Origin of the sequence: Acidibrevibacterium sp. (assembly GCF_049965395.1) — a bacterium.
In the GTDB taxonomy this organism is placed as follows: Bacteria; Pseudomonadota; Alphaproteobacteria; order Acetobacterales; family Acetobacteraceae; genus Acidibrevibacterium; species Acidibrevibacterium fodinaquatile.
In genome coordinates this window covers 32,903-56,939 of sequence record NZ_JBMFWJ010000006.1, presented here as the reverse complement: position 1 = coordinate 56,939, position 24,037 = coordinate 32,903, and the positions used below count along the sequence as shown (strand labels likewise).

The 24,037-nt window shown below is 66.5% G+C and carries 21 protein-coding genes; 12 read left to right on the top strand and 9 right to left on the bottom strand.

The window, feature by feature from the left end:
• Positions 1–50: 50 nt before the first annotated feature.
• Positions 51–581: a MarR family winged helix-turn-helix transcriptional regulator gene (locus ACP5M5_RS03525; protein WP_427935583.1), complete on the top strand. Its 531-nt coding sequence runs from the start codon at positions 51–53 to the stop codon at positions 579–581.
• On the opposite strand, the gene ACP5M5_RS03520 is transcribed toward ACP5M5_RS03525, so the two are convergent.
• The 6 genes from ACP5M5_RS03520 to ACP5M5_RS03495 all read right to left on the bottom strand — a co-directional run bounded on the left by ACP5M5_RS03520 (position 538) and on the right by ACP5M5_RS03495 (position 7,474).
• On the bottom strand, positions 538–963 hold the full coding sequence (locus ACP5M5_RS03520) for an acyl-CoA thioesterase (protein WP_427935582.1): 426 nt from the start codon (positions 961–963) through the stop codon (positions 538–540). The genes ACP5M5_RS03525 and ACP5M5_RS03520 overlap by 44 nt on opposite strands.
• A gap of 6 nt (positions 964–969) precedes the next feature.
• On the bottom strand, positions 970–2,193 hold the full coding sequence (locus tag ACP5M5_RS03515) for a thiolase family protein (protein ID WP_427935581.1): 1,224 nt from the start codon (positions 2,191–2,193) through the stop codon (positions 970–972).
• Positions 2,190–4,001, bottom strand: coding sequence for a feruloyl-CoA synthase (locus tag ACP5M5_RS03510; protein WP_427935580.1), 1,812 nt, complete (start codon positions 3,999–4,001; stop codon positions 2,190–2,192). The genes ACP5M5_RS03515 and ACP5M5_RS03510 overlap by 4 nt, the downstream gene beginning before the upstream one ends.
• Positions 4,002–4,070: 69 nt before the next feature.
• On the bottom strand, positions 4,071–4,862 hold the full coding sequence (locus ACP5M5_RS03505; protein WP_427935579.1) for a crotonase/enoyl-CoA hydratase family protein: 792 nt from the start codon (positions 4,860–4,862) through the stop codon (positions 4,071–4,073).
• Between the two features lie 90 nt (positions 4,863–4,952).
• Positions 4,953–6,191, bottom strand: a complete 1,239-nt coding sequence (locus tag ACP5M5_RS03500; RefSeq protein WP_427935578.1) for an ATP-binding protein — start codon at positions 6,189–6,191, stop codon at positions 4,953–4,955.
• Between the two features lie 26 nt (positions 6,192–6,217).
• Positions 6,218–7,474 (bottom strand): penicillin-binding protein activator, encoded by a 1,257-nt coding sequence (locus ACP5M5_RS03495; protein WP_427935577.1) that lies wholly within the window; start codon positions 7,472–7,474, stop codon positions 6,218–6,220.
• On the opposite strand from ACP5M5_RS03495, the gene rsmI reads away from it, so the two are divergent.
• A complete protein-coding gene (gene rsmI / locus ACP5M5_RS03490; protein WP_427935576.1) occupies positions 7,459–8,367 on the top strand; it encodes a 16S rRNA (cytidine(1402)-2'-O)-methyltransferase in 909 nt (302 codons plus the stop codon). The two genes, ACP5M5_RS03495 and rsmI, sit on opposite strands and share 16 nt — an antisense overlap.
• Positions 8,364–9,200: an N-acyl homoserine lactonase family protein gene (locus tag ACP5M5_RS03485; protein ID WP_427935575.1), complete on the top strand. Its 837-nt coding sequence runs from the start codon at positions 8,364–8,366 to the stop codon at positions 9,198–9,200. The genes rsmI and ACP5M5_RS03485 overlap by 4 nt, the downstream gene beginning before the upstream one ends.
• Positions 9,201–9,241: 41 nt before the next feature.
• Here ACP5M5_RS03485 and ACP5M5_RS03480 read toward each other — a convergent pair whose 3' ends face one another.
• From ACP5M5_RS03480 to ACP5M5_RS03470, 3 genes are read right to left on the bottom strand one after another with little or no spacing between them, the layout of a single operon-like run.
• Positions 9,242–12,451: an efflux RND transporter permease subunit gene (locus tag ACP5M5_RS03480; protein ID WP_427935574.1), complete on the bottom strand. Its 3,210-nt coding sequence runs from the start codon at positions 12,449–12,451 to the stop codon at positions 9,242–9,244.
• Positions 12,448–13,437 (bottom strand): efflux RND transporter periplasmic adaptor subunit, encoded by a 990-nt coding sequence (locus ACP5M5_RS03475; protein ID WP_427935573.1) that lies wholly within the window; start codon positions 13,435–13,437, stop codon positions 12,448–12,450. The genes ACP5M5_RS03480 and ACP5M5_RS03475 overlap by 4 nt, the downstream gene beginning before the upstream one ends.
• Before the next feature lie 38 nt (positions 13,438–13,475).
• Positions 13,476–13,823: an ArsR/SmtB family transcription factor gene (locus tag ACP5M5_RS03470; RefSeq protein WP_427935572.1), complete on the bottom strand. Its 348-nt coding sequence runs from the start codon at positions 13,821–13,823 to the stop codon at positions 13,476–13,478.
• A 95-nt stretch (positions 13,824–13,918) separates the two neighbouring features.
• Here ACP5M5_RS03470 and ACP5M5_RS03465 point away from each other — a divergent pair, with 95 nt between their 5' ends.
• The 9 genes from ACP5M5_RS03465 (at position 13,919) to ACP5M5_RS03425 (ending at position 24,009) form a co-directional block, all read left to right on the top strand.
• Complete coding sequence (locus ACP5M5_RS03465) at positions 13,919–15,196, top strand: NAD(P)/FAD-dependent oxidoreductase (protein WP_427935571.1); 1,278 nt, start codon at positions 13,919–13,921, stop codon at positions 15,194–15,196.
• A 28-nt stretch (positions 15,197–15,224) separates the two neighbouring features.
• Entirely contained in the window at positions 15,225–15,428 is a 204-nt protein-coding gene (locus tag ACP5M5_RS03460; protein WP_427935570.1) for a YgaP family membrane protein, read from the top strand.
• A 107-nt stretch (positions 15,429–15,535) separates the two neighbouring features.
• Positions 15,536–16,246 carry a pentapeptide repeat-containing protein gene (locus ACP5M5_RS03455; protein WP_427935568.1) on the top strand — a complete coding sequence of 237 codons (711 nt, stop codon included), beginning with the start codon at positions 15,536–15,538 and terminating at the stop codon, positions 16,244–16,246.
• Between the two features lie 125 nt (positions 16,247–16,371).
• Positions 16,372–18,306 carry a phospholipase C gene (locus ACP5M5_RS03450; RefSeq protein WP_427935567.1) on the top strand — a complete coding sequence of 645 codons (1,935 nt, stop codon included), beginning with the start codon at positions 16,372–16,374 and terminating at the stop codon, positions 18,304–18,306.
• Positions 18,307–18,334: 28 nt separating this feature from the next.
• Positions 18,335–19,012, top strand: coding sequence for an SDR family oxidoreductase (locus ACP5M5_RS03445; RefSeq protein ID WP_427935566.1), 678 nt, complete (start codon positions 18,335–18,337; stop codon positions 19,010–19,012).
• A gap of 20 nt (positions 19,013–19,032) precedes the next feature.
• Positions 19,033–20,577 carry a sensor histidine kinase gene (locus tag ACP5M5_RS03440; protein WP_427935564.1) on the top strand — a complete coding sequence of 515 codons (1,545 nt, stop codon included), beginning with the start codon at positions 19,033–19,035 and terminating at the stop codon, positions 20,575–20,577.
• Positions 20,562–21,941 carry a sigma-54-dependent transcriptional regulator gene (locus tag ACP5M5_RS03435; protein WP_427935563.1) on the top strand — a complete coding sequence of 460 codons (1,380 nt, stop codon included), beginning with the start codon at positions 20,562–20,564 and terminating at the stop codon, positions 21,939–21,941. The genes ACP5M5_RS03440 and ACP5M5_RS03435 overlap by 16 nt, the downstream gene beginning before the upstream one ends.
• Positions 21,942–22,072: 131 nt before the next feature.
• Positions 22,073–22,720 carry a hypothetical protein gene (locus tag ACP5M5_RS03430; RefSeq protein WP_427935562.1) on the top strand — a complete coding sequence of 216 codons (648 nt, stop codon included), beginning with the start codon at positions 22,073–22,075 and terminating at the stop codon, positions 22,718–22,720.
• A complete protein-coding gene (locus ACP5M5_RS03425) occupies positions 22,717–24,009 on the top strand; it encodes an MFS transporter (RefSeq protein ID WP_427935561.1) in 1,293 nt (430 codons plus the stop codon). The genes ACP5M5_RS03430 and ACP5M5_RS03425 overlap by 4 nt, the downstream gene beginning before the upstream one ends.
• Positions 24,010–24,037 lie beyond the last annotated feature (28 nt).

The window sequence follows — 24,037 nt, the reverse complement described above, 5'->3', positions numbered from 1 at the left end:
AGTGTTTTCTGCCTGTCGCCTTCCGACGAAAGCGCTTATAGAATGTCAGCATGTCAGACGTGATGGAAACGCCAGGATCGGGCAAGACCCCGACCGCCAGAGGCAAACGCAGCCCCACCGCGAGCGAGGTTTCCCTCGGCACGTTGCCCGGGCATATCGGCTTTGCCCTGAGACTGGCGCAGATCGCGGTTTTCCAGGATTTCCATCGCGCCGTCGCCGATCTCGATCTTCGCCCCGGGCAATATTCGGTGCTGCTGATGCTGCGGGAAAATCCCGGCATCCGCGCGAGCCAGGTGGCCGAGGCGCTCGGGATCAAGCGCACCAATTTCGTCCCCCTGCTCGACGGGCTGGAAGCGCGCGGCCTCGTCACCCGCGACCGGATGGAGAGCGATCGGCGCGCCTTCGCCCTCTTCCTGACCGCAAACGGCACGACCCTGCTCGCGCGCGCCGAGGCGGCGATCGCGCACCACGAACAGCGGCTTGCCCTCGCGCTCGGCGAGGCCGGCAAGCCGACCCTGCTCGCGCTTCTGGCGCAGCTCACCGCGACCGCGCGAGGCACGCCCTCACCTCATCAGGAATAGGCGCGGCCCGGAGGGGCTTCGGTCCCGCGGGATCGCGTCGGGTCCAGACCCGCGTCTCCTCGCCTTCGACGGCACACGTCTCCCCATCGAACAGCGCGTGCCGAATGCCGAAACTCGAGCGGCCGAGGGCGGTGACGGACGATTCGATACGAACGGTGGCGCCGAAACTAAGTGCGGTAAGAAACCGCGCGCGCGTGTCGACCATCGGGAAACCAGCGATGCCAAAGCGCGCCAGCATCGCCGCCTTGTCGATCCCTAGCGCCGCCTGAAACAACAAGGCGGTCGCGGTATCGAACATCGCGAAATAGCGCGGGTAGAACACGATGCCGGCCGGGTCGCAATCGCCCCATTCGATGAGACGGGTCATGGTATTGACGAACATGCCGTCTCAAACCTCGATATTTTCGACCAAAAGGGCGATGCCTTGGCCGCCGCCGATGCAGGCCGAGGCGATGCCGAAGCGCACCCCCGCGCGCTGCATTTCGCGCGCCAGCGTCAGCGTCAGGCGCAGCCCGGTCGCGGCCAGCGGATGGCCGATCGCGATCGCGCCACCATTGACGTTGAGCCGCGCTTCATCGAGTTCGAGCGCGCGGGCGCAAGCGAGCACCTGCGCGCCGAACGCCTCATTGATCTCAACGCGGCCGATCGCATCGAGCGAAAGCCCCGTGCGCGCAAGCAGCGTCTCGATCGCCGGCACCGGGCCGATCCCCATGATCTCGGGCGCACAGCCGATCGCAACCCCGGCGACCAGGCGCGCAAGCGGCCGTCGCACGGCGAGCGATTTCCGCCCGATCACCGCTGCCGCTGCGCCATCGACGATCGCCGAACTATTGCCGCCGGTCTGCACACCCCCGAACGCCGGCGGCAATTTTTCGAGCACGGCAAGTGGCGATGGTCGCACATGGGTGTCGAGGCTCACCTCGGCAACCCCACGCGCGAGCCGGATGCCACGATCATGAAGACCGTCGCGGGCAAAACTCTCGCTCATCACGGGAACGATCTCGCCGGCGCGAAATTCCGCAGCCGCGATCGCGCGTTCAAAACTTTGCGCGGCGAACCGATCAACCTCGGCACGCGGAATGTCATAGCGCCGCGCCAGGGCCTCGGCGGTTTCACCCATGGTCTTGCCCGGCGCCGGATCGAGCAGTGCCTCCCAAAGAAAATCCTTGAATTCGACTTGCCCCATGCGAAACCCGCCACGATGGGTATAGGCGGCAATGGGGTTGCGGCTCATGCTTTCAGAGCCGACGCAAAGCGCCGCATCCAGGCCGCGATGGGTGATGGCGTCCGCCCCTTGTATCAGCGCCTCGATCCCGGTGCCGCAGACACGCTGGACGAGATGCGCCGGGGTTGCCTGCGGCAAGCCGGCATAGAGCCCGATATGACGGGGCAGCATATAGGCATCGAAACTCGCCTGCGCGACCGAACCCGCGACCACGCTGCCGATCGCCTCTGGCGCAATCCCGGCGCGCGCGATCGCCTCGCGCGCCACCTTGATCCCGAGATCGGTCGGTGAGACCAAAGCGAGCGCGCCATTGTAATCGACGAAGGGCGTGCGCACGCCATCGAACAGCCAGACATCCGGCCAGGATGCGAAAAGACCTTGGCTCATTGGGCGAACTCCGCAACAGTGATGATGTCCGGGGCCGGGGGCTCGGCATAGAGGCGATCGATCAGCGCCAGGCGGTTGCGCAGGATCGCGCGCTGATTGAGCGAGCCTTTGTCGGTGATCTCGCCGAGATCGACGGAGAGCGGATCAGTGAGAAACGCAAGCCGCGCGACCCGCATCGAGCTTCCCGGATAGTCGCGCGCAAACGCCGCAAGCCGACGCGCGATCTCGGCGCGGATGGCCGCGTCGTCTGCGTATTCGGCGCGTTCGGGAAGTGCGAGCACCGCGATCGCATCACGATCGGGGGCGGCGATCACGACATCGCGGACATGCGGCGCGAGACGTTCGAGCAACAGCGCCCTGAGCCGCCCGACATGCACCCAGGTGCCGCTCGAGAGCTTGAAATCCTCGGCGATCCGGCCATCGAAACGAAACCCGTACGCGGGCGTTTCGGGATCGATCCAGTCGAGCGCATCGCCGGTGCGATAAAATCCCTCCTCATCGAACGCCGCTCGGGTTTTCGCCGCATCCCGCCAATAGCCCGGCGCGATGCTCGGCCCGCGCAGGCGCGCTTCCCATTTTCCTTCGACCTTGGCGAGCTTCAATTCGACACCCGGCGCCGGCACGCCGACCATCCCCGAGCGTGCGTGCGAGGGATGACAGCACAGCGCGAAGGGCGCGGTTTCGGTCGCGCCAAGCCCGGTCAGCATGGTGACACGCCGGCCAATCGTCGCGATCGCAAGATCGTCGAGCAAATCCCAGACATGCTGCGCGAGTGACGCCCCGGCATAGAAAAACAACGCTGCCCGGCTGAAGAATCGCGCCCGCAGCGCCGCATCGTCGCGGCAGGCGAGCGCGATTTCCTCCCAGCCCTTGGGGACGTTGAAATAAACGCTGGGGGCGATCTCACGGAGATTGCGCAACGTCGCGGCGATCCCGCCGGCCACCGGCCGCCCGTCATCGATGTAAAGCGAGCCGCCATTATAAAGCGCGATCCCGAAATTATGGTTGCCGCCGAAGGTGTGGTTCCACGGCAGCCAGTCGAGCAGCACCGGCGGTTCATCGCCCAGAAAGCGCATCACCGAGAGGATCATCGCCTGATTGCTGCATAGCATGCGCTGGGTGTTGATGACCCCTTTGGGAAGATCGGTCGAGCCCGAGGTGAACAGGAATTTCGCGATCGTCTCGGGCCCGACGCGTTCGGCCGCCGCCGCGACCGCGGCGCCGGGGCGGGTTGCGAGGAGATTGGCAAAGAGCGAAATCGCCCGCCCGGACGGCGGGTTGCGCGAGACGACGATCTCGCTGCCCGCCGCCGCGAGCGCCAAGGCTGGGGCAAAGCGGGCGCCGTCCTCAGCAAACACGAGCCCCGGGGTGAGCAGCGCGAGGATGTGGCGAAGCCGGGCGAAATCCCCACCAGAGGTCGAATAGGCAACCGAAATCGGCGCGTACGGCACGCCGACATGCTGCGCTGCAAGGCCAAGAAGCGCGTGATCGATGCCGTTGCCAGAAAGAATGGCGATCGGGCGATCGGGCGAGAGATCGCGATCGAGCAGCGCCTGGCCGAGCGCCGTGACCGCCGCCAGTGTCTCGGCATAGGTGATGCGCCGCCAGCCGGCGCCGTCTTGTGTGCGCTCGGCAAGAAAGACGCGATCAGGCGCGAGCCCCGCCCAGTGTTCGAGCCGCCCCGTCAGCCGCGCCGGATAAGCGCCGAGCGGCGTTTTCGCCCGCGCCCGGATGGTGCCATCGGCGTCCCGCGTGATCGCCATCTCAGGCACCGCGAGCCGGACCGGGACCACCTCATCTGTCGTCATGTTCCCTCCTCGCCCCGGCGTGTCGCCGCGGGGATATTGCCCCTTGCGGCCGCGACCGCCGGCGTTTGCCTAAGGCGCGATCTTCGCCGCCCGTCCCTCAAGAAACGCGCGCAAGCGCGCTTTGGCCTCCTGATCGGCGACCGAGATCCCCGCCATCAGGGTCTCGGCGAGGAAGCCGCCTTCGCGGTCGGCTTCGGCGATGCGCGGCAGCGCGTGCAGCACCGCGAAATTGGTGAGCGGCGCGTTCGCCGCCACCTTCGCCGCGAGATCGAGGGCGAGCGCGAGCCCTGCGCCGTTATCGACGAGATAATTGCTAAGGCCGATCGCCTGGCCTTCCTCCGCGCTGAACACGCGGCCGGTCAGCATCATGTCGGTCATGCGGGAGAGCCCGATCAGACGCGGCAGCCGCACCGAGCCGCCGCCACCGACGAAAATCCCTCTCTGCCCCTCAGGCAGCGCGTAATAGGCAGAGCGTTCGGCGACCCGCACATGGCAGGCGCTGGCGAGTTCGAGCCCGCCGCCGATCACTGCGCCATGCAGCACCGCGATGGCGGGGATTTTGCCCTCGGCGATGTGACGGAAAGCCTGATGCCAGAGGCGGCTGTGGAACATCCCGGCGGTCGCATCCTTTTCCGTGACGTCGGCGAGATCGAGCCCGGCGGAGAAATGCGCGCCGCGCCCGGCCACAATCGCGACACGCACGCCCTCGGGCGGTGAGGCGAAGAAGGCGCCGAGCGCGGTGATGAGCGCATCATTGAGGGCGTTCCGTTTTTCCGGCCGCGCGAGATGGAGCAGCGCAACGGCGCCGCGCCGTTCGACGCTGAGGAGAGCGGATGACGATGTTTCGGCCTCTGGCGGCATCGGGCTGCCCCTGACTTCCGGGTTCTTGATCGGTGGCTTGGACGTTCTTCGCGGGTTTAGCCGGGGCGGCGAACAGCGTCAACGAAATAGTTATTTTTTATCACCATCTGGCGATCCCGGCTCGCCGGCCGGCAGCCAGACGGTGAAGCGGGCGAAGTGGCCCTCCTCGCTCTCGATGGTCAGCTGGCCGCGATGGCGGTTGACCACGTGCTTGACGATGGCAAGACCGAGCCCGGTGCCGCCGGCGGCGCGTGAGCGGCCCTTGTCGACGCGGTAAAAGCGCTCGGTGAGGCGCGGCAGATGGTCGCGCGGTATTCCCGGCCCGTCATCCTCGACGATGATCGCGACACCGGGGCGACCCGGCGCCCCTGTCGCCTGCGCGGCCAGCCGCACGATGCCGCCGTCGCGGCCATATTTGAGGGCGTTGTCGAGCAAATTCTGCCCGACCTGGACGATCTGGTCGTGATCACCAGGGATCTCGGGCAGCGTCTCCGCAAGCGCGAGATCGAGCCGCATGCCTCGTTCGGCGAGCCGCACCTCGAAGGCGGCGGCGAGGCGCAGCAGCAACGCGCGGAGATCGACCCGGCTGGTTGGCGGCAAATGCTCATCGACCTCGATCCGCGAGAGGCGCAGGAGATCGTCGATTAGCCGGTTCATCCGCGCCGCCTGCTCGGCCATGATGCCGAGGAAGCGGGCCTGTGCCGCCGGGTCATCGGCGGCAGGCCCGCGCAGGGTGTCGATGAAGCCGATCAGGCTCGCGAGCGGGGTGCGCAGTTCGTGGCTGGCATTGGCGACGAAATCGGCCCGCATCCGCTCCACCGCCTGCTCGCGCGAACGGTCGGCGAGCACCACGATCGCCGCACCACCATCGGGCAGTTCCTGCAGCAGATGCACGACGCTCGCGCGGACCTCGCGCTGCACCGGCACCGGCAGCGAGAAAGCGACCGACTGCGTCGCGCGCTCGGTATAGGCACGATCGATCGCGGCGCGCAGCGTCGGATGGCGCAAGACCGCGGCGATATCCTCGCCAAACGCCGCGCGCGCCGCGCCATTGGCCTGGCGGACGCTGCGATCGGCGCCGAGTACGATCAACGGGTCGGGCAGACGCTCGACGATCAACGCCCCGGCTTGGGCAAGACGCGCCCGGGTTGCCGCTTGTTCGCTCCGCCCACGGGCCAGGCGCTCGATGTCATCGGCGAGGCGGCGAAACCAGGGCCACCATGGCCACGGCGGCCGCTCGCCTTCGCCCAACGCCGCGCCGAGCGCCGCTTCGAGCCGCTTGACATCACGCCAGAGCGATAGCCAGACGAGCCCGAAAAGGCCCGCCAAGGCCAGCAGCAGGGCGCTGACCGGTGTCAGCTGCCAGCCTCGCCGACACGGGTCGGTGCCGGCGCGACGATCTTGCCGTCGAGGCTGAACACGGCGAGGCCACGGCGCACCCGGCCATCGGGTTGCAAGACCAAAAGCCCGTCCGCGCCGAAAAATCCCGAGCTGGCGGTGAGCGCGCCGCCGCGTGCCCCGCCCTCATGGGCGACGACCCGGGCGAGGGAAGCGGCATCGTAGGCGAGATCGGCGAGCGGCGGCGGCGCGTTGCCATATTTCGCGCTATATGCGGCGACGAAGGCGGCGCGCGCGGCGGGATCGGGCGCGGCATACCAGGCGCCCTTGAGAGCGGCGCCGGCCCGCGCCGCCGGCTGCGCCCAGAGGGCGGGGCCGAGCAGGCGGACGGCGGGCGCATCGACATCATAATAAGGCAGCAGAGAGGAGAGTTCCGCGAGTTGTTCCCCGGTATCGGCGAGCAGCACGGCATCGAAGGGCGGTGGCGGGATCGGCTGCTTTGCGAGGTCGTTTGCGGTTTTGCGATCGCCCTTGGCGCGGGCCTCGCGGATCTGTTTCTCGATCGGGCCGCGGCGATTGGCGTAATCGGAGACCTCGCGCACCAGGGCGTTCATCGAGGCCATGCTGGTGCCGTGGAAATAGATCCCCGGCGTCGCAAGACCGGCCTCAGCGCAGGCCCGCTCCAGCGCCTGCGCCATGAGATGGCCATAGCCGCTTTCGGGCAAGAGGGCGACGAAGCGTGACCGCCCCTCGGCGCGGGCAGCGGCGACGAGGCGGCGTACCTGCGCCTCCGGGGTCAGGCCAAGCGTCCAGACGCCGGGTTGCGCCGCCTTGGGATCGGAGGTGAAAGCGAGCACCGGCACCCGGGCGGCGCGCGCCGGCGTTGCGACCGCGAGGGTTTCGCCGGCGGTGAGCGGGCCGAGGATCATGGCATCGCCGGCGGCGATCGCCTGCGCCGCCGCGCGCGCCGCGTCCGCCGGGGCGCCGGCGGTGTCGCGGACGTCGAGTTCGGGGGAGCCTGCCGGGGCCAGTGCGAGGGCCGCGGCATCGCGCATCGCGCCGCCAAGCCCAGCATCGGCGCCGCTCAGCGGCAAAAGCAGAGCGACCGTGCCGGCCCTGCCGCCGGCGCCACCCGCCGCCGGCGCGCTGCCCGCCAACACCTGGGGCTTGCCTCCGCCCAGGGCAGAGGAATATCCCCCATTGGCGCAGCCCGCCAGGCCCAGGCTCACGGTCACCAGACCGCTGATCAGGAGAGCGAATGTCTGAAGCCGCATGCGACCCATCTCCCCGCGACAACGCGCCGGCCTTATCCCCGGCGCCGGAGGGATTAGTGCTGGTTTCCACGCCACTCGGCAACCTTGGCGATATCAGCGCCCGCGCGCTTGCGGTCTTGCGCGCCGCCGACCTCATTTTATGCGAGGATACCAGGGTCACCGCCGGGCTCTGCCGCGCCTTCGCGATCCATCGACCGCTGTCGCCGCTGCACGAACATAACGAAGAGGCGCGCGTGCCGGAACTGCTCGCTCGCCTCGGCCGGGGGGAGCGAATCGCCCTGGTCGCGGATGCCGGCACGCCCTTGGTCTCCGATCCCGGCTACCGGCTGGTGCGCGCAGCGATCGCGGCGGGGCTGCCGGTTGCGGCGATTCCCGGCGCGAATGCGGCGCTGCTCGCGCTCATCCTCTCGGGCCTGCCGCCGCAGCCCTTTCTTTTCCTCGGCTTTCCGCCACCCCGCGCAACCGCTCGGAAACGCGCCTTCGCGACCTTGCGCGGCGCCGAACATGCCGGGCTGCGGGCGACGCTGATCTGGCATGAAGCGCCGCATCGCCTGGCCGCGACCCTGGCCGACCTCGCCGACGTTTTCGGCCCGCGCGCGGCGGCGGTCGGGCGCGAATTGACCAAGCATTTCGAGGAAATGCAACGCGGCCCGCTCCCGGCGCTCGCCGCGCATTACGCCGCTCATCCGGCACGTGGTGAAATCACCCTCGTCGTCGCCCCGGCCGAGGACGCGCCGCCATCTGACGCCGCCGCCCTCGATGCGATTCTGCGAGCAGCCCTGGCGGAAGGCACGCTTAAGGCGGCGGTGGCGCGGGCGAGCGCGCTGACCGGCCGGCCGCGCGGCGAGGTCTATGCGCGGGCACTCGCCTTGCAGGCGGAGGAGAGAGCATGATCCGCGTGCATGCTTTGCGCACTGGCTCGGTCTTCGTGCGCCCAAGCCAGATCATCGGGCGCGCGCCGTTCCGCCGCCTACGTCCATTCCTCGAACGCGGCTGGAGCGCGGCGTTGCCGATCCTCGCTTTTCTGATCGAGCATCCGGAAGGGCTGTTCCTGGTCGATAGCGGCGAGAGCCCGCGCGCCATGACGCGCAGCTATTTCCCGCCCTGGCACCCTTATTTCCGCCTTGCCGTGCGTTTCGCGATCGCGGACGAGCAGGCGATCGATGTCCAACTTCGAACCCTCGGCGTCGCGCCGTCCGATCTTCGTGCGGTTGTGCTCACGCATTTCCACACCGATCACGCCGGCGGCCTTGCGCATCTGCCGCCGCTCCGCACACTCGTCACCCGCATCGAATGGCAACTCGCGCAGGGCACCGCGGGGCAAGTGCGTGGCTATTTCCTCGACCATTTGCCCCAAGGCTTCCGCCCCGAATTCATCCGCTTCGATGCCGACCCGCCCGCGCCCTTCCCGCGCGCGATGTCGCTGACGTCGGATGGCGCGGTGATGATCGTGCCGACCCCAGGCCATACCTCGGGCCATGTTTCGGTTCTGGTGACGACACCGGCGCAGCGCTTTCTGATCGCCGGCGATGTCTCCTACACCGAAGCGGCGCTGGCTGCGCGCGCCATCGACGGCGTCAGCCCCAACCCGCGCTCGGCGCGCAAAACCCTTGCCACCATCGCCGCTTTCGCCGAGGCGTCAGCCGCCGCGGCGCGCCCCTTCATTTATCTGCCCACGCACGATCCCGACAGCGAAGCCCGCCTCGACGCCGCCATCTCAAGATAAACGTTTTTTGGTTCTTTTTTCCAAAAAAGAACGGCTTTCTTTTACCGCCCGAGCGGATCGCGCAGCACGACATAGATCGCCGGAATCACGAGGACGGTAAGGAGCGTCGAGGAGGCGAGGCCGAACAAGAGCGAGATCGCGAGTCCCTGGAAGATCGGGTCGGGGAGGATGGTCGCAGCGCCGATCATCGCCGAAAGCGCGGTAAGCAGGATCGGCTTGAAGCGAATGGCGCCGGCATCGACCAAGACCTCGTGCAGCGGCTTTTCACCGCGACCATGGCGAATGAAATCGACGAGCAGGATGGAATTGCGCACGATGATGCCGGCGAGCGCGATGAAGCCGATCATCGAGGTCGCGGTGAAGGGCGCCGCGAGCAGCCAGTGGCCGAGCATGATGCCGATCAAGGTCAGCGGGATCGGCGTTAGGATCATCAGCGGTATCTTGAAGCTCTGGAACTGCGCGACGACGAGGATGTAGATCCCGAGGATCGCAACCATGAAAGCGGCACCCATGTCACGGAACGTGACATAGGTGATCTCCCACTCGCCATCCCAGAGCAGGGTCGGCGTTGCCTCGTTTTGCGGCTGGCCGCGAAAGCTCACGGTCGGTTTCGGAATTTTTCCCCAATCATGCGCCGCGATCAGCTTATCGACCGCGAGCATGCCGTAGATCGGCGCCTCGAAACTGCCGGCGAGTTCGCCGGTCACCATATCGGCGGCGTGCCCGTCGCGGCGGAAAATCGTTCGCGAGCCGCGTTCGCGCGTCACGCTCACCAATTGGCCGAGTTCGACGACGCCGCGCGCGCCAGGCAGGGTGTTGGCGGGCACCGGCGTTGCGGCCAGCCGCTCATTCCAACTCAAGTCGCGTTTGGGCAGCCCGATCGCGATCTCGATCGGCAGACGCTCGGCGCCGCGATAGGAATAGCCCACCGGAAGGCCACCGAACAACGCCTGGATCGTATCGTAAACATCGCTCTGGTTGACGCGGAAATAATCGATTTCCGGCTGATTTATGGCGATGTGCAGGCGCGGCGCGCGATGGCCATAGGAATCATCGACGTCGACGATGAACGGCACCGATTTGAAAATCTTTTTGACCTCTTCGGCGACATCGCGGCGCGTCGCGGCGTCGGGGCCGTAGATTTCAGCGAGCAGGGTCGCGAGCACCGGCGGCCCGGGTGGCATTTCGACCACTTTCAAGACCGCGCCTGGCGGCAACGCTAATTGCGCGAGCCGGCGCCGCAGATCGAGCGCGATGGTATGGCTCGGTCGCTTGCGGTCGGCTTTCGGCGCGAGAACGATGTGCAAATCACCGAGCCACGGTGTCTCACGCGCATAATAGTGGCGGACAAGACCATTGAAATCGAACGGCTCCGGCGTTCCGGCGTAGAGCTGGATCGAGCGCACTTCCGGCAGGGTCTCGACGATACGAGCGGCGGCGGACAGGCGCTGCTCGGTCTCTTCGAGGCTCGCGCCAGCGGGAAGATCGAGCAGCACCGAAAGCTCGGATTTATTGTCGAACGGCAAAAGTTTTACCGTCACGTTCTCCGTGTAAAAAAGAACGCAGACCGCGAGCGTCGCGACGCCGACCAGCACCAGAAAGACGAGTGAAAGCCGGCGCGAGCGGATCAGCGGCCCGGCAACGCGGCGATAGAGTCTGCCGAGCCGGTCCTGGCCATGCCCGTGGGTCTCATGGCCCGTGGCCTTCCGCCCTTTGCGCTCCGGCGACAGCTTGAGCATCAGCCACGGCGCGATCACCATGGCGATGAAGAAGGAGAACAGCATCGCCGCCGACGCATTGGCCGGGATCGGCGCCATGTAGGGCCCCATCAGGCCAGAGACGAACAGCATCGGCAACAAGGCGGTGATCACCGTCAAGGTCGCGACGATGGTCGGGTTGCCAACCTCGGCGACGCCTTCGATCGCCGCCTGGATACGTGGCCGGCCATCGTCCATCGCCCAATGGCGAGCAATGTTTTCGACCACGACGATGGCATCATCGACGAGAATGCCGATCGAGAAAATCAGCGCGAACAGCGAGACGCGATTGATCGTGTAGCCCATCATCTCGGCAGCGAACAAGGTCAGCAAAATTGTCGTCGGAATGACAACGAGCGTCACCACCCCTTCGCGCCAGCCGATCGCGAAGGCGATCAGGACCACGATCGAAACCGTCGCGAGGCCAAGATGAAACAAAAGCTCATTGGCCTTTTCATTTGCAGTGTCGCCGTAATTGCGTGTCACCTCGACCTTGATGTCGGACGGGATGAGTTGCCCTTCGAGGGATTTGACGCGCGCGACGATGGCGTTTGCCACGACAACGGCATTGGCGCCGGAGCGCTTGGCGAGCGCGAGACTGACCGCCGGCGTCTCGCGCCAGCCCTCATGCGCGACAGGGGCGAGGTTGAAAACATGATTTTCGACCACTGCGCCGCCAACCACGATCCGCGCGAGATCGCGCACATAGACAGGGCGACCGTCGCGCGTGGTGATGAGCAGAAGGCCGATATCGGGGACGCCAAACAATGTCTGCCCGGCCGTCACGGTATTCATTTGGCCACCCTCGCGCACTATCCCCGCGACGAACGAACGGTTGGCATCGCGCACCTTCGCCAGAAGCTGCTGCAAGGTCACGCCATAAAGCGAGAGTTTCTCGGGATCGGGCTCGACGCGGATTTCCTCGGGATCGCTGCCGGCGATGTAGCTGAGTCCGATATCATCGACCTTGATCAGCTCTGATTGCAGTTTGCTCGCGAGCTGCGACAGATCGGCTTGCGACCAGCGCGCGGCGGCTTGCGGCGTTGGCGAGAGCGTCAAGACGACGATGCCGACATCGTTGATCCCGCGTCCGACGATCATCGGCTGCGGAATGCCGATCGGAATCCGATCGAGATTGGCGCGGATCTTGTCATTGACCCGGAGCACCGCGTCATCCTCACCCGTGCCGACGACGAAGCGCGCCGTCACCACGGCGCGATCATCAAGACTCTGGCTATAGACATGCTCGACCCCGGGAATCGCCTTGACGATGGTCTCGAGCGGCTTGGTCACCAATTCGACGACATCGGCGGCAGCCAGGCCGTTGGCGGTGACCATGATATCGACCATCGGCACATGGATTTGCGGATCCTCCTCGCGCGGGATGGTAAGCAGCGCGATCAGCCCGGCGGCAAGGGCCGCGAGAAGAAAGAGCGGGGTCAGCGGCGAGCGGATCGTCGCCTGCGCGAGTCGCCCGGAAAGACCGAGACTCATGGTCTCACCAGCACGTCTCCGGCGCTAAGGCCGGAAAGAACCTCGATCCCATCGGGCATGTCGGGTGTCGGAAAATCGCGCCCGCGCTGAATGGGAATGGCGTCGATCGTGCCATCGGACGCGCGACGACGGACGTAATCGATCCCAAAACGGGTTTCGATCAGGTGGCTCGGGATGACGAAGCTGTCGCGTTCGCCGGCTGGGATCCAAACCTCGATACGCTGGCCGACGAAATAATCGCCAAGCCCCTTGATATCGGCATCGGCGACGACGTTGCCATCATCGATGCGCGGGTAGACCAGGGTGACGGTGCCGAATTTCGCGCCCTCGACGCCGAGATCACGGCCATCGACCCGCACCGTCTCGCCGGCCTTGAGAAAGCCGGTGGCGCGCTCGGGCACGCGCAGTCGCAAGACATAATTCTTAGCGGCAACGGTCGCGACGGCATCGCCCGGCATCACCACCGAGCCGATGGTGAGCGGCACCGCGAGCACGCGGCCACTGGTCGGGGCCTGGATCTGCCCTTCATCAAGCTGCTGCTCGGCGAGCGCGCGTTCGGCCTGACGCGCCTTCAGCGAGCTTGCCGCGACCTGCGCCGCGGTCGCCGCCTGATCGAGAGTCTGACGTGATACCGCACCACCCTTGGCGAGCGCCTGGGCGCGCCCGAGATCGACCTCGGCCTGGGCGAGCTGGGATTTGAGACCATTGATCTCGGCATCGAGCGCCTGGATGCGCAAGCCGAGTTTCTGGTCGGCGACAACGCCGATCACCTGGCCCTCATGCACTTCGTCGCCCTCACGCACGGTCAGCGTCGCGATGGTGCCGCCGATGCGCGTCCTCGCCGGCACCACGTCGCGGCTTTCGACGGTCGCGAACACCGCTTTCTCATCGGTCAGGTTCGTGGATTGAACGGTGAAGCTCTCTGCCGCCAGAACCGGCGTGATGAGCCCAGGAAGTCCTATGGCGAGCAGGAAAGGGATGCGCATGGCAGTGCCTTCGGGTTCACGAAAAACAGGGAAACAAGTCAATAGCGTGTTTGCAGCGCCTTGGCGCGCGGCTTTGGCGTCGCATCGCGGGGACAGTAAATCGCAAACAAGGTGTTGAGAACGTCGCGCGCCGGGCCGCTCGCGAGCGAGTACCAGACCGTCTGCCCGTCACGCTCGGCAGCGACGAGACCGTCGCGGCGCAGCAAGGCGAGGTGCTGCGAGACGGTCGAGTCCCGGAGATCGAGCGCGCTCGCGAGCTCGCCGACCGAACATTTGCTTTCCGCGAGATGGCAGAGAATGAGCAGGCGATGGCGGCTCGCCAGGGCTTTCAACAGCTCGCTCGCTTGGTCCGCCGCCCGGTGCATGGCTTCTAGGCTCGCCGTCATCGCGTGTTTTTTCCGTCACCACATATTTTCGCTCTTGCGTATATACGATGATGCGAATATATTGTCAAATCATCGATTGGAAAAAGGGGAACGTCATGGCGGAGATCGTGGTTCTGGGTGCGGGGCTCGGCGGGACCTTGATGGCCTTCGAATTGCTGGCGCAGATGCGCAAGGAAGACCGCCTTACCCTGATCGGGCAAGGGCGGAACTACCATTTCGTGCCCTCCAACCCTTGGGTCGCGGTCGGCTGGCGCGGGCGGCGCGACATCGAAATCGACCTCGCGCCGGTCATGGCACGCAAAAAAATCCGCTTGCTCGAGCAAGGGGCTAAGCGCGTCGATCCGGCAGAAAACCGGATAGAACTCTCTGACGGCAGCAGCGTCTCCTACGATTATCTGGTGATCGCAACCGGCCCCGATCTCGCCTTCGATGAAATTCCCGGCTTCGGCCCCGAAGGGTTCACGCAATCGATCTGCCATGTCGATCATGCCGAGCGCGCGCATACCGCCTTCGAGGCGTTTTGTAAAAACCCCGGGCCGATCGTGGTCGGCGCGGTGCAAGGGGCGTCCTGCTACGGCCCGGCCTATGAATTCGCGCTTATCCTCGACACCGAACTCCGCAAACGCAAGATCCGCGATCGGGTGCCGATGACCTATGTCACCGCCGAGCCTTATGTCGGTCATCTCGGGCTCGATGGGGTCGGCGATACCAAGGGACTTTTGGAAAGCGAATTCCGCGACCGGCACATCAAATGGATCACCAACGCCAAACTCAATGCGGCGGAGGCGGGGATCTTGCATGTCGAGGAATTGGCCGATGATGGCAGTCTCAAAAAGACCCATGATTTGCCCTATAAATATGCCATGATGCTGCCGGCGTTCCGCGGTGTGGCGGCGTTGCGCGGCGTCGAAAAGCTGGTCAATCCGCGCGGCTTCGTGCTGATCGACGAGCATCAACGCAATCCCCATTTCCGCAATGTTTTCGGCATCGGCGTCTGTGTCGCGATTCCGCCAACCGGGCCGACGCCGGTGGCGGTGGGCGTGCCGAAAACCGGGTTCATGATCGAATCGATGGTGACGGCGACGGCAGAAAATATCGGCGCCCTGCTGCGTGGGCGTGAGCCGACGGCGCGTGCGACGTGGAATGCGATTTGTCTCGCCGATTTCGGTGATGGCGGTGTCGCCTTCGTTGCCAAACCGCAGATTCCGCCGCGCAACACCAACTGGGCGGCCAAGGGGGTTTGGGTGCATCTCGCCAAAGTCGGGTTCGAAAAATACTTCCTGCGCAAGATACGCGGCGGCACCAGCGAACCGTTCTATGAGCGCTTCCTCATGAAGCAGCTCGATCTTCACAAGCTGAAAGAGACTGTCTGAAGTTTTCGCGTTATAAGGAGAGGGTATCATGTCGATCGATCAAGCCGTGTTCCGCTTTGCGGGCATCATGGTTCTGCTCAGTGTTGCGCTGACCTATTACGTCAGCCAGTATTTCTTGCTGTTTACGGCCTTCATCGGCCTCAATCTGCTGCAATCGAGCTTCACGGGTTTCTGCCCGGCGGCGATGTTTTTTCGCCTGCTCGGGGTCAAGGCGGGGTGTGCCTTCAAATGATTGAACGCGCGTTCGGGCGCGGCGCCATAACGAAAGCGCCGCGCCTGGGCGCGGCCTTGATTTTGATCCTACTTGCCGCGCCGGCGGTCTCTGGGGCGGAGACACATATGGCGACCGCCGACGTCAAGGCGATCGTTGCCAGCGGGCGGGCGGCTGGCAAAATCCTGCTCGCCGGGCGAGACATGACGGGCGATGATCTCACCGGCCTTGATCTCTCGGGTGCTGACTTGCAAGGCGCTAAGCTCGCGCGCGCCAATCTGCATGGGGTCAAGCTGGTCGGCGCTGATCTCACAGGGGCGGATCTCGCGGGGGCCGATCTCACGTTCGCTTGGATCATCCGCGCCAATTTTTCGCGCGCCACTCTGCGCAATGCAACGCTGCAAACCATGGTCACCTCGACGGCGATGGACAACAGCCCGGCGGAGGCGGCGAATTTTACCGGCGCCGATCTCTCGGGTGCTGCGATGACGGTGCATTTCAGCTTCGATAAAATGGCGGGGGCGAATTTCAGCCATGCGATGATGAGCGCCGACATGCGCAACCAATCCATGGGCCTTTTGCGTACCGAATTCGCCAGCGCCGATTTGCGCGGCGCGAATTTCGCCGGCGCCGGGCTCGCGCATGTCCTGTTCCGTTTCGCCCATCTCGAAGGCGCGTCCTTCGCCGGCGCCGATCTCACCGATGCCGATTTTTCCGGAGCCTATCTCGCCGGCGCTGACTTCACCGGCGCTCATCTCGACGGCGCTAAGTTCGACAGCGCCGATCTGCGCGGCGTCAAAGGGATCACGCCATCGCCCGCGCCGGCCGCGGCAAAATGAGCCCGGTCGCCCCCTGTTTCGTCCTCTGAGGGCGTGTTGGCTGACACGAAATCGTCACATGCCGCAGGCGTTGGCGGCTGGCATAACGGTGTTGCTTGCGGGCCATCGAGACGAGGAGTGGTGGGATGCGTCGGGCAATCCTGGCTGGGCTGGTCATCCATTCGCTGTTGCGCACGGCTGCCGTCGCGGCGGGCGGCGAGGCGCTTACCCCCCAACCCGACCCGGCGCCCGCGATCATCCCCTATCTCACCCATACGCCGCCCGGCGAGCCGGCGGCGATGTGGGCGGCGCTCCGCCAGCGGGTGAAATATGTCTTTATTCTCTATCAGGAAAACCGCTCCTTCGATTCCTATTTCGGCAGTTTTCCCGGCGCCAACGGGCTCTATAGCCAAGCACCATCGGCAACCCCCGGGTTTTATCAGCCGATCATCAATACTGACGGGACCACGACACGCATCCACCCCTTCCGCATCGGCCCGCGCGATTTCGCCGCCGATCTCGACGACATGGATCACAGCCACAGCATTCTCTTGCAAAAGCTCCATATCACCGGCGGCGCGGCGGCGATGGACCGTTTCGCGCTGGCCGAGGAGATGAAATATGTCAAAGCGGGGGAAAAACCCTCGCGACGCGCCCGCCAGCACGGGCTTTTGCCGATGGCCCATGTCGATTGCGACACGATCCCCTTCCTCTGGACCTATGCCGCCCGCTTCGTGCTGTTCGACGCCTTTTTCCAGCATAGCCTAACCCCCTCCGCTCCCAACGCGATCGCCTTGATCGCCGGGCAAAGCGGCGAAACCCAATGGGTGAAGCATCCGGAGGAAGCCTCCCATGGCGGCGGCTATGCGAGCCCCGGCGTGCCGATGACCGGCAATCCACCGCCATTCTGGGGGTCGGCTGCGGATCATCAGAGCGGAACGCCCGGCAACCCGCGCTATAAAACCGGACCCGGGATCAATCAGACCTACGCGACGCTGCCGCTCACCTTCGCCGGCCACGATATTGCGACGATCGTGCGCGCCGATCGTGACGCGGCGCACGATCTCGCCGATCTCGGCGGCGATATCCCGGCGATCGCGGCGCGCGGCCAGCCGCGGCTCGCCTGGGGTTGGTATCAGGAGGGCTACGGCCGCGAAGTGACCGATGCCGCCGATGCGCCGCCGGGCGGTAGCCATCTTTCCTATGTCTGGCACCATAATGGGCCGCAATATTTCGGCTATATCGCGAATAATCCCCAAATGGCGGTGCATTTGCATGGGCTCGGCGATTTCTTCGGCGATGTCGCGGCAAAGCGCCTGCCCCGCGCCGGCGGCGTTTTTTATATCCGCGGTGGTTTCCTCAACATCGCCGGCCTGGCGCCGGCCGATCCTGATCCCATGGTGCAAAAAAAATTCCGCGGTGATGATGATCATCCCGGTTACGCCGATTCGGAAATCAGCGACGCGCTGCTGGCGCGCGAAGTCAACGCCATCGCCGCCAGCCCCTATTGGAGCGAGAGCGTGATCGTCATTACGTTCGATGAAGGCGGCGGCGCCTATGACCATGTGCCGCCGCGGTTTCTCGAGAACGGACCGGATGGCGCGCCGCTCGCGCGCGGGCCGCGGGTGCCGCTGGTGCTGATCTCGCCTTACGCCCGCGCTCATGTCGTCTCGCATGAGACCGGCGATCACAATGCCGTGATCAAATTTCTCGACCATCTTTTCGGCTTGCCACCGCTGGCAACCCTCCCCGAGGAGGCGGCAGCGCGGCAGGCGGGGGCGGAAAAACTCGGCCAGCCCTGGCTTGGCCCGAAGGATGACGGCGTGCCCGAGGAGGGCGACCTGCTTTCGGCCTTCGATCCCGGCCGTCTCAAGGGTAACGTTCCGCCGCTGCCGGCGGAGTATGCCACCATCGCACCCGCGCGTTTCGCGTCCCTCCCTCTCGATGGCGGCGCCGGCTGCCGCGCGAGCGGCATCGTTCCGGTTGATCTCCAACCCGGCTTTGCCGCCAGCGGCATCGACATTGCGCCGCCTTTGGATTTCAATCCCCGGCCGGAGACCGATCCAAGCCCGGTTCGGTGATGAGACGGGAATGGCATAGGGATTGATCATGAAAGCCTTGATCTTGGGGGCCTCGCGCGGGCTCGGCCTCGGCCTCACGCGGCAATGGCTCGCGCGCGGCTTTGATGTCGTTGCCACGAGACGTGGCGAAGCGGCGGGGCTCGAGGAGGTCCACCGCTCCTATCCGCAGGCGCTGCGGCTGGAAAAAGTCGATATCGATCACCCGGCCGAGGTGACCGCGCTGGCCGAAAGGCTCGCCGGCGAGGCCTTTGATCTCCTCCTCGTCAATGCCGGCGTGGCGAGCCCGCCGGAGGTGCCGCTCGCCAAGGTCGCCGACGCGGAGATCAGCCGCGTCCTGTTCACCAACGCGATCAGCCCGATCCGCGCCGCCGAGGCGCTTTCCGGGCTTGTCGCGCCGACCGGGACGATCGCATTCATGACCTCGATCCTCGGCAGCATCGCGCGCTGCACCGGCGGCTATGAGCTCTACCGGGTGAGCAAGGCGGCGCTGAACATGGCCGCGGTCTGTTTTGCCGCCCACGACGCCAATAAGGCGCGGACGGTGCTTTTGCTCCATCCCGGCTGGGTGCGGACCGATATGGGCGGGCCGCGCGCGCCGCTCGATGTCGAAACCGCGACCAAGGGCCTCGCCGCGACCATCAACGGCCATCATGGCAAGGGCGGAGTCGCCTATCTCGATTATCAGGGCGAGACGCTTCCCTGGTAGGCGGCACCGCGCCGGCACGCATGACGATCACACGCGGCTTGCGTTCGCTTGGCTCGCGTTCGCTTGGGGCGCGGTTGACGCTGCTGTGGCTGCTCTCGCTGGCGGCGGCGGCGGCGATCGCAGGGCTGATCTTCGCCCTCGAACGCGCCTCCACCGCCGCCCACATCGCGCAAGCCGAGGTGACACTGGCGCGCGCTGCCGAGCGTCTCGCCGGCGCCTATGATTTTTATGCCGCCGGTCTCGCGCGCCCGCCCGATGACGCGTCTTTCGTGCAAGGTCTCCCGGCTGTCGTGCGCGCGGCGCTGGCCAGTGCCGAGGGTGTCGAGGGCGGGATTTGGCAGGAGGGGCGCGGCTCGCTTGCCTATGCCTTCCCGACCTATGAAGGCAGCGGCGTCAAAACCGATCTGCCGGCGGCCGAAAGCGCGACCATCGCCGCGGTCAACGCCGCGGCGCGGCAGGAGCGGGCCTCGGTCGCGCGCGAGCAGCGCGGGCGGCGGCAGACAGTTTTGCTCTATGCCCGCCCGTTGAGCGGCCCGGCCGCCATCCCGGGAGCGAGCGTCTGGGTGATGACGCGGGTCGATGCGATCCCGGCGGTGGCCCATCTGCAAGCGGGCCTTGCCGCGTTGCTCGCGTTGGTTCTGCTGCTCTCGCTTTGGCTCTGGCGGCTGGCGCGCGGCTGGGGGCGGCATATCGGCGCGATCGAGGCGGCGCTCGGCGCCCATGACATCGCCGACCTCCCGACGCTCGCCGCCACTGGCGAGCGCGATCTCGACCGCATCCTCGCCGCCCTCAATGAGGCCGGCGCCCGGCTTGCGCGCGCCCGCCGCGAGGCCGAAACCCTCTCCCGCAAAGCTGCCGAGGCCGAGCGCCTGGCCGCACTCGGGCGGGTCGCCGCCGGCATCGCCCATGAAATCCGCAATCCCTTGGCGGCGATGCGTCTCAAGGCGGAAAACGCGCTCGCCGCCATGGCCGCCAGCGAAAATGAGCGCGGGTCTGGTCGGGCGCGGCCGGCGCTCGCCGCGATTATCGGCCAGATCGCCCGCCTCGATCATCTCGTCGGCGAAATCCTGAGCCTCACCCAGCGGCCCGAGCCCTGCCCCGAGCCGGTCGATGTGCCGCATCTGCTCGCCGCGCTGGTCGCCGAGCATCGCGAACTCGCCAGCCGCGTCGGGGTGCGCCTTGCGCACCAGGGCCCGGCTTTGACCGCGATCCTTGATCCGCGGCTGACACGGCGCGCCTTGGTGGCGCTGATCGACAATGCCCTCCGCCACACCCCTTCGGGCGGTGCGGTCAGTCTGCGCGTCGATCGCGAGGGTGAAAAACTGGTCATCCGCGTCGCCGATACCGGCCCCGGCATCGCCGCACCCCTGCGCGCGCGGCTTTTCGAGCCCTTCGTCACCGGTCGCGCCGACGGCACCGGCCTTGGTCTTGCCATCGCTCGCGAAATGGCGGCAGCGCAAGGCGGATCGGTCGAGCTTCTCGATCCCGGCGGCGAAGGCCGCGGCGGCGCGGTGTTCGCGCTCGTCCTCCTCTGGCAGGATCGCGGATCATGGCGCGGATCCTGATTGTCGACGATGATGCCGGCTTGCGCGAGAGCCTCGCCGAAACCATGCGTGATCTCGGCCATGAAGCGGCGCTCGCCGAAAATGGCGAGGCAGCGCTGGCGGTCTTGACGCGGCAGCGCTGTGACGCGGTGCTGCTCGATCTCCGCATGCCCGGGATGGACGGGATCGAGGTGCTGCGCCGCATCCGCGCGCGGCCGACGCCGCCGCCGGTTGCCGTGCTCACCGCCGTCCCGACCAGCGCCAACACGATCGAGGCGATGCGGCTCGGCGCCGTTGACCATCTCGCCAAGCCCATCGGGCGCGCCGATCTCGCCGCCCTGCTCGAACGGATGCTGGCCAGCGCCGCCCCACTCCCCCGCCAGCCGCCGCCGGGCGAGACGTTCATTGGCGCGAGTGCGGCGATGCGCGAGGTGCAGAAGACCATCGGCCGGCTCGCCGATCAGGAGACCACGGTGCTGATCACCGGCGAGACCGGTTCCGGCAAAGAAGTCGTCGCGCGCGCGATCCACCGTTACGGCAAACGCGCCGAGGGGGCGTTTCTTGCCATCAACTGCGCGGCGATCCCGGCCGATCTGCTGGAGAGCGAGCTGTTCGGCCATGTCCGCGGCGCCTTCACGGGCGCCCATGCCGACCGCGCGGGCGCCTTCCGGGCCGCCCATGGCGGCACCCTCCTGCTCGATGAAATCGGTGACATGGCGCCGCTGTTGCAGGCCAAGCTGCTGCGCGTGCTCGAGACCCGCGAGATCACCCCGCTCGGCGGGCGGCCGGTGCCGATCGATGTCCGCATTCTCGCCGCGACCCATCGCGATCTCCGTGCCGAAATCGCGCGCGGGCGGTTTCGTGAAGATCTCTACTACCGGATCGGCGTCGTGCCGCTCGCCGTGCCGCCGCTCCGCGAACGGCTCGCCGATATCGTGCCGCTGGCCGAGCATTTCCTCGGCCTTGCCGGCGGCAAACGGCTGGCGGCAGCGGCGGCGGCAAGACTGCTCGCCTATCCCTGGCCAGGCAATGTCCGCGAATTGCGCAACGCCATGGAGCGGGCGGCGGTGCTGACGCCGGAGCCGGTGATTGCCGCCAGCGCCTTCGATTTTCTCACGATGGGGCAGGACGAGGCCACGGACGACGGGATCGCCAGCCGCCTTGCGGCCCGTATCGCTGCTGGCAGCGATCTTCCCGGCGCCGTCGCCTGGCTCGAGGCGGTGCTCATCCAAAACGCCCTGGCGGCGACCCGCCAGAACCGCGTCGAGGCGGCGCGGCGGCTCGGCATTCACCGCCAGCTCCTCTATGCCAAGCTGCGCCGCTATGGCCTCGGCGAGGCCAGCGGCGACGATGGCGTGTCAGAAAAGCGGACAAAGGATGACTGATAGGCGGACAGCGTGCCGCCGCCGTCGCAGAAAAACTCTTTGTTTTTCAATAAAAAACTTTGGCCTGCGGCTTGCCTAAGCCTTTCTTGCCGGTCTGGCATCGCCAGATCCGCCATGAGAGGAGACATGACATGCGACAATCCCAGCTTGCTCTTTCCCTCATCGCCGGCGTGGCGCTCAGCCTCGGCAGCGCCGGCGCCCAGCCGCCGCCTGCGCCGCCGATCGCCGCGGCGCCGGGGGCGGCGCCCGATCAATGGCCGCTGCTCTCGGGTCAGGTCATCGCCTTTGGCCTTACCCCACGCGGCGATGTCGATGGCGTTATCCTCGCCGATGGCACCGAGGCACATCTGCCGCCGCATCTCGGCCCGGCGCTGCTGCGCGCGGTGCGGGTCGGCGATCAGGTTGCCATCCGGGGACTGCGCGCCTACGCGGTTCCGGTCGTGCAAGCGGTTTCGATCACCGATAGCGCCACCGGCCAAACCGTCATCGATACTGGCCCGCCCGGCCCCGGCATGGCGCCGTTTCCACCATTTCCCGGCCCGACGGCGCCGATGACGGCGGCGGGGCGGGTGCGGTTTGCGCTTTATGGCCCGCGCGGCGATCTCAACGGCGCGATGCTGGAGGATGGCACGCAGATCCATCTCCCGCCACCCGAGGCCGCCGCCGAGGCCGCCATGCTCGCCCCGGGGGCGATGGTCTCGGCGAGCGGATTTGGGCTCGCCACCCCTTACGGCCGGGTGATCGAAGCGCAACAGCTCCTCCCCGCGCCGCGACCATGACGCCGGCCGCGAGCGACATCACGCCTGCGCTCGACGCGGCGGGGGCGTCAGCCGAGGCCGGGGTGGCGCCGCGCGTTCTCCGTGCCCTCGACTGGCTCGCTTTCCTGATGGCGGATATGCGCGACGGGATCGGCCCCTATCTCGCGGTGTTTCTCAAAGGCGCGGCGCATTGGCAGCCTTCGATGATCGGGACGGCGCTGGCGGTGAACAATATCGCAACGGCGCTTGCCCTGATCCCGGCGGGGCTTCTCGTCGATGCGCTCCGCTGCAAGCGTTTGCTGCTGGCGGGGGCCGGCCTCATCATTGGCTTCGGGACGCTGCTCGTCGTCCTCGCGCCGCGCCCGGAGGCGGTTTTGCCGGTCCAGGTGATTTTGGGCGCCGCCGCCGCTTTTCTCGGCCCGGGGATGATCGGTCTCAGCCTGGGCCTGGTCGGGCCGCAACGCTTGCCGGCGCGCATTGCCCGCAACGAGGGGTTCAATCACGCCGGCAATCTCTGCGGCGCGCTCGTCATCATCGCGGTGACGCATGTCACCGGGCTCGCCTGGATTTTCTATCTTGCCTGTGGCTACGCGCTGGCGAGTGCCGCGGTGGTAGCGCTGATCCCGCAAGCGGCGATCGATCACGATGTTGCGCGCGGTCGCCGTGAACACGGCGCGCCAGCGCTTTCGCTCGGAGAGACCTTGCGGCGACCGGGATTTGCCATGTTCTTGCTCGCCGTCACGCTGTTTCATCTCGGCAATGCCGCGATGCTGCCGCTCGCCGGGCAGGTGCTGGCGATCACCCATCCCGGCAGCGACGCGGCGGCGATGAGCGCCTGCATCATCGTCGCGCAAGCGGTGATGGTCGGCGTGGCCTTCGTCGTCGGGCGGGCGAGTGCTGCGGGCTTCGGGCGAAAGCCGATTTTTCTGGTTGGGCTCGCAGTCTTGCCGCTGCGCGGCGTGTTATTCGCGTTCGTGACCAGCCCGCTCGGGATCGTCTTCGTGCAGATGCTCGATGGCATCGGCGCCGGCATCTTCGGCGTGATCGCGACCTTGATCGCCGCCGATCTGATGCGGGGCAGCGGGCGGATCAACTTTGCGCAAGGTCTGGTCGCGCTGGCGACCGGCCTGGGTGGCGCCGCATCTAACCTCGGCGCTGGCGTGATCGTCCAGATTTTTGGCTATCGCGCTGGTTTTCTTACGCTTTCCGCCGCCGCGCTGGCTGCCCTCGCGCTGTTTTCGGCAGCCGTTCCCGAGACCCGGCCGGAGATCGTGGCAAGACCAGCCAAAATGCGGCGAGAATGGGGCTAAACCGGTCATAGTGTCGCCATCGCCGCTG